Source organism: Rubneribacter sp. (assembly GCF_965361815.1).
The window spans coordinates 1-4,163 of the sequence record NZ_CBDTNW010000135.1 but is presented as its reverse complement, the minus strand read 5'-3'; the positions used below and the strand labels follow the sequence as shown (position 1 = coordinate 4,163).

The 4,163-nt window shown below is 63.8% G+C and carries 4 protein-coding genes; 2 read left to right on the top strand and 2 right to left on the bottom strand.

Features of this window, described 5'->3' with window-relative positions; all coding sequences use genetic code 11:
* Window positions 1-642: His/Gly/Thr/Pro-type tRNA ligase C-terminal domain-containing protein (locus ACWKY3_RS09845; protein ID WP_449316232.1), on the top strand; the 642-nt coding region annotated here is incomplete at its 5' end.
* Window positions 643-696: 54 nt separating this feature from the next.
* On the opposite strand, the gene ACWKY3_RS09840 is transcribed toward ACWKY3_RS09845, so the two are convergent.
* Complete coding sequence (locus tag ACWKY3_RS09840; protein ID WP_449316231.1) at window positions 697-999, bottom strand: hypothetical protein; 303 nt, start codon at window positions 997-999, stop codon at window positions 697-699.
* The gene (locus ACWKY3_RS09835) at window positions 987-1,274 is read right to left on the bottom strand and encodes a type II toxin-antitoxin system Phd/YefM family antitoxin (RefSeq protein ID WP_449316230.1); all 288 of its coding nucleotides are present in this window, start codon (window positions 1,272-1,274) and stop codon (window positions 987-989) included. The genes ACWKY3_RS09840 and ACWKY3_RS09835 overlap by 13 nt, the downstream gene beginning before the upstream one ends.
* A gap of 324 nt (window positions 1,275-1,598) precedes the next feature.
* Between ACWKY3_RS09835 and ACWKY3_RS09830 the strand changes: the two genes are divergently transcribed.
* A complete protein-coding gene (locus ACWKY3_RS09830; protein WP_449316229.1) occupies window positions 1,599-4,136 on the top strand; it encodes an oxidoreductase in 2,538 nt (845 codons plus the stop codon).
* Window positions 4,137-4,163 lie beyond the last annotated feature (27 nt).

Here is a 4,163-nt window from a genome sequence, read left to right as displayed (position 1 = left end):
TCCACCCGCCCGGAGAAGTCCATCGGCACCGACGACATGTGGGAGCACGCCACGAACTCGCTCAAGGAGGCGTGCGCGCGCCACGGGCTGGAGTACGAGATCAACGAGGGCGACGGCGCGTTCTACGGCCCGAAGATCGACATCAAGGTGAAGGACGCCATCGGTCGCACCTGGCAATGCTCCACCGTGCAGGTCGACTTTAACATGCCGGAGCGCTTCGAGCTGACCTACCGCACCGAGGACAACACCGAAGAGCGCCCTTGGATGCTCCACCGCGCCATCTTCGGCTCCATCGAGCGCTTCTTGGGGATTCTGATCGAGCATTATGCCGGCGCGCTGCCTTTGTGGCTGGCTCCCGTGCAGGTGGCGGTGCTGCCGCTGGCCGACCGTCACAACGAGGCGGCGGCGCAGCTGGCGGCGCGCCTCAAGGCCGCGGGCGGGCGCGTCGAGATGTACGACCAGAACGAGCCCATGCGTGTGAAGATCGCGAAGGCGCAGAGCCAGAAGATCCCGTACATGGTGGTGCTTGGCGACAAGGAGATCGAGAGCGGCACCGTGAGCGTCCGCGAGCGTCACGAGGGCGACCTGGGCTCCTGGCCGGTCGAGCAGCTGGCGGAGAAGATCCGCGAGGCCGCGCTGTAAGCGGCTACAGAATGAGGTAATGACTGAGGGCCCTGCGATTGCGGGGCCCTTGTGCTAGAACCGCGTGGTCGGGTCGGTTCGTTGATCTAAAATGTACTCGACAGAGATTCGATTGCTGTCAGCGTCGTACACATAATAGATGCCGTAATGGCCAGCGTATGTTACAAGCACGTCGTGAGGAGGTCGCGCTGCCTCGTAGACTGGGTCGTACACGTGGCCAATTTCCGGCACGTAGGGGAGGATCGAGAGACGCCTGCGCACGCTCTTGGCATCCGCTTTTGAGCCAATGGCTCGGATTGCATCGCGTGCGACTGGTGCGATCAGCACCTGCGCTGGTGTGCCTTCTAGTGGCTCCACGTCTCATCCATTTCGGCAAGGACATCTTCCAGCGGGATGCCTTTTCCCTGCGCAATCTCATCGTGGCCTAGCATGATTCCGTCATAGGCGCGCATCTCGCGCTCGTACAATTTGGTCTGCAAATCCATGCGGGCATCGAATTCCGCTGCATCCATCAATACGACGGCCGATTGACCCCGGCGGGTCAGGTAGATAGGTTCCTTTAACGACATTGCCTCGTTCACGAGCGAGGCCGAGTTGCGCTGCATCTCAGTAATTGGTTTGACAACTGGCATAAGGTGCTCCTTCCTTTTTTGAAAGTATACACCAAATACATGCTTAAATATGTATCTACAAAATAGTAGGAAGATTCTCGTGTCGTCTCAAGCGCGAGCGTGCGGTGGGGGAGTGGGAGTCGCTCGTTCTTTATAATTGGGAAGAGGGGATTGTTTTGCCTGATGATGATAGGGTCGCATCGGTCATGCGACCCCTCCGCGGCGGTTTTCAGCCGCTTCATGCTATCGACTGAACCCTTCGCCAACCTCACTATGGTGCGTGTCGGGCCGCGCAAGGTCCGACGCAAGAGGTGGAAAGCACGATACGAGAGCGAGGGGAGCACCATGAAAACCCAAAGGACGAACAAGGCGGACGAGGCGATTGAGCCGACGACGCGGATGGGCCTGAGCCGCCGAGGCTTTTTGGGCGGGATGGCGGCTGCGGCGTTGGGAGCGGCCTCCACCATGGCGCTGGCAGGTTGCGCGCAATCGGACGGCGCCGATGCCGCAGGCGGAAGCGGCTATGTTGAGGGAACTTACACGAGCGTCCAGAAGACGCCCTACGCGACGGCGGAAGTCTCGTGCGCCTTCGGGGCAAGCGGTCTGACGAGCGTCTCCTACAATGTGGTGGAGACAAGCCAGATGGACTACTTCCCGCTGTACGCCTCGGCGCTCGAAGAGCTGTGCGAGGGCGTGGTCGCCGCAGGCAAAACCGCCGGAGTGGACGCAGTCACCGGTGCCACCTTCTGCAGCGACGCCATCCTCGGCGGCGTGGACGCGTGCGCGATGCAGGCGCTCGAGCTGGCAGCCCCGGCGCCCGAGCAGAAAAACGCCCAGGTGGGCGGCTACGACTCGTTCGACGGCTCCTGCGACGCGGTGTTCTCGCCCATCAAGCTGGGCGCGCTCGAGCTGCAAAACCGCGTGGTGAAGAGCGCGGGCAGCGGCGTGTGGGCCGACGCGAACAAGGACAAGGTCCCCGTCGAGATCGAGCTGTACGGCGCGATGGCCGAACACGGCGTGGCGCTGAACCTGTTTGCCGGAGGGAACCTGTCCGACTTCGGCATCCTGCCCGATTCGCTGGACAAAACAGCCGGGTCGCTCGAAGAGGCGCTTGCCCGCGCCAAGAGCGTGACCGACGCCATCCATAGCGCCGGCGGCAAGGTCGGCTATCAAGTGTGCTTCGGCGGCCTGGCCCCCAGCGTGCCCGACTCCGTCATCAACGAGACGCCCGTCGCCGACCTCGAGGCGTTCGTCGAGCGCGTGGGAACCTCGGCCGAGCGCGGCAAAGCCGCCGGCTTCGACTGCATCGAGATCAAAGGCGCCAGCGCCGACGCGCTCAACGGCTTTCTGTCGCGGCGGGTCAACAAGCGCGAGGACGAGTACGGTCCGCAGTCCATCGAGAACCGTACCCGCCTGTTCGCCAACATGATAAAGAAGATCAAGGATGTCAATGGGGCGGACTTCCCCGTGGGGGCGCTCATCAACGGCGTGGAGGAGAACGATTCGGAGCTGGGCGACAACGATCTGTTCATGACGCTTGAAGAGGGCATCGAGATCGCGAAGGCCCTGGAGGCGGCCGGTGCGGATTGGATCCAGGTTCGCGTGGGCGCGAAATCCGGCGAGATGAACATCTGGGCGCCCGACGTGCAGCACATCGCGCCCAACGCCGACGGGTTGACCGGCTACGGCACCATGTTCGACTACGGTACGCATTTCGGCGGCATGGTGGATGGGAGCCGGTCCGGGTTCGCGTCGTTCCTTCCGATCGTGGCCGCCATCAAGCAGCAGGTGAGCGTGCCGGTGGGGTGCGCGGCGTGCATGGATCTGCGCATCGGTCCCGACTACCTCAACGACGCCATCAAAAACGGCCAGATCGACCTGGTGTTCATGAATCGCCCGCTCAACTGCGATCCAGAGCTGGTGAGCAAGATGCAGGAAGGGCGCCGCGAGGACGTGCGCCCCTGCATGAAGTGCATGCACTGCCACGACAACATAGGCTCCAACAAAGCCGTGCCGTCGAGCTGCCGCATGAACGCCTCGTCGTTCAACTCGCTGACCGAAACCATGCCCGAGGGCATGACGCCCCAGGCGGCGGAGAAGCCGCGCTCCGTTTTGGTCGTCGGAGCCGGTCCGGCCGGGATCGAGGCGGCGCGCGTCGCCGCCGAGCGCGGCCACGATGTCACGCTCGTCGATTCGGGCAACGCCATCGGCGGCCTGCTCCACTTTGCCAAGGGCGTGAAGGGCGGCCATGAGCGCTTCGACGACTACCTGGCCTACGCATCCGCGCAGCTGGAGAAGCTGGGCGTGGACGTGCGGACGGGCACGCAGGCGGATGCCGCGTTCGTGAAGGAGCAAGCGCCGGATGCCGTGGTCGTGGCGACGGGCGGCGTGCGCCCAAGCCGCTTCTCCGGCGAGAACGTGTTCGCGCCGGAGGACGCCTTCGCCCCGGATGCTCTGGGCGAGAAGGTTGTCATCCTCGGCGGGAACGTCCAGGCCATCGACTTCGCCGCCTTCCTTCTGGCCTGCGGCAAGAAGGTTGCGATCATCAACGAGGGCGGCCCCGAGGCTTTGGACAAGGGGCAATCCGGCTGGTTCAAGTCCTATATGCTGCCGTATCTGCGCTCCAACGGCGTGCAGGTGCACAGCAACGCCGCGGCCACCGCGGTCGATACGGAGGGCGTGACCTTCACGACCGCAGTCGGTCTGGAGAAGGTGGAAGCCTGCGACAGCGTGGTGGAGTTCTACGACATGGAGCCGAACACCGCCCTCGCCGACGAGCTTGCGGCGGCAGGTATTGAAGTCCACACGGTCGGCGACGCGGCCGAGCCGCACAACATCCAGCGCGCCGTCCTCACCGGCAACCTGTGCGCTCGCGCTTTGTAAGAGCCTCCTCGGTTGCGGCGTCCTCGC

What these genes read in the sequence shown, in the direction of transcription:
- ACWKY3_RS09835 (WP_449316230.1), bottom strand. Translation starts at nt 1,274, where the DNA reads ATGCCAGTTGTCAAACCAATTACTGAGATGCAGCGCAACTCGGCCTCG.
- ACWKY3_RS09830 (WP_449316229.1), top strand. Translation starts at nt 1,599, where the DNA reads ATGAAAACCCAAAGGACGAACAAGGCGGACGAGGCGATTGAGCCGACG.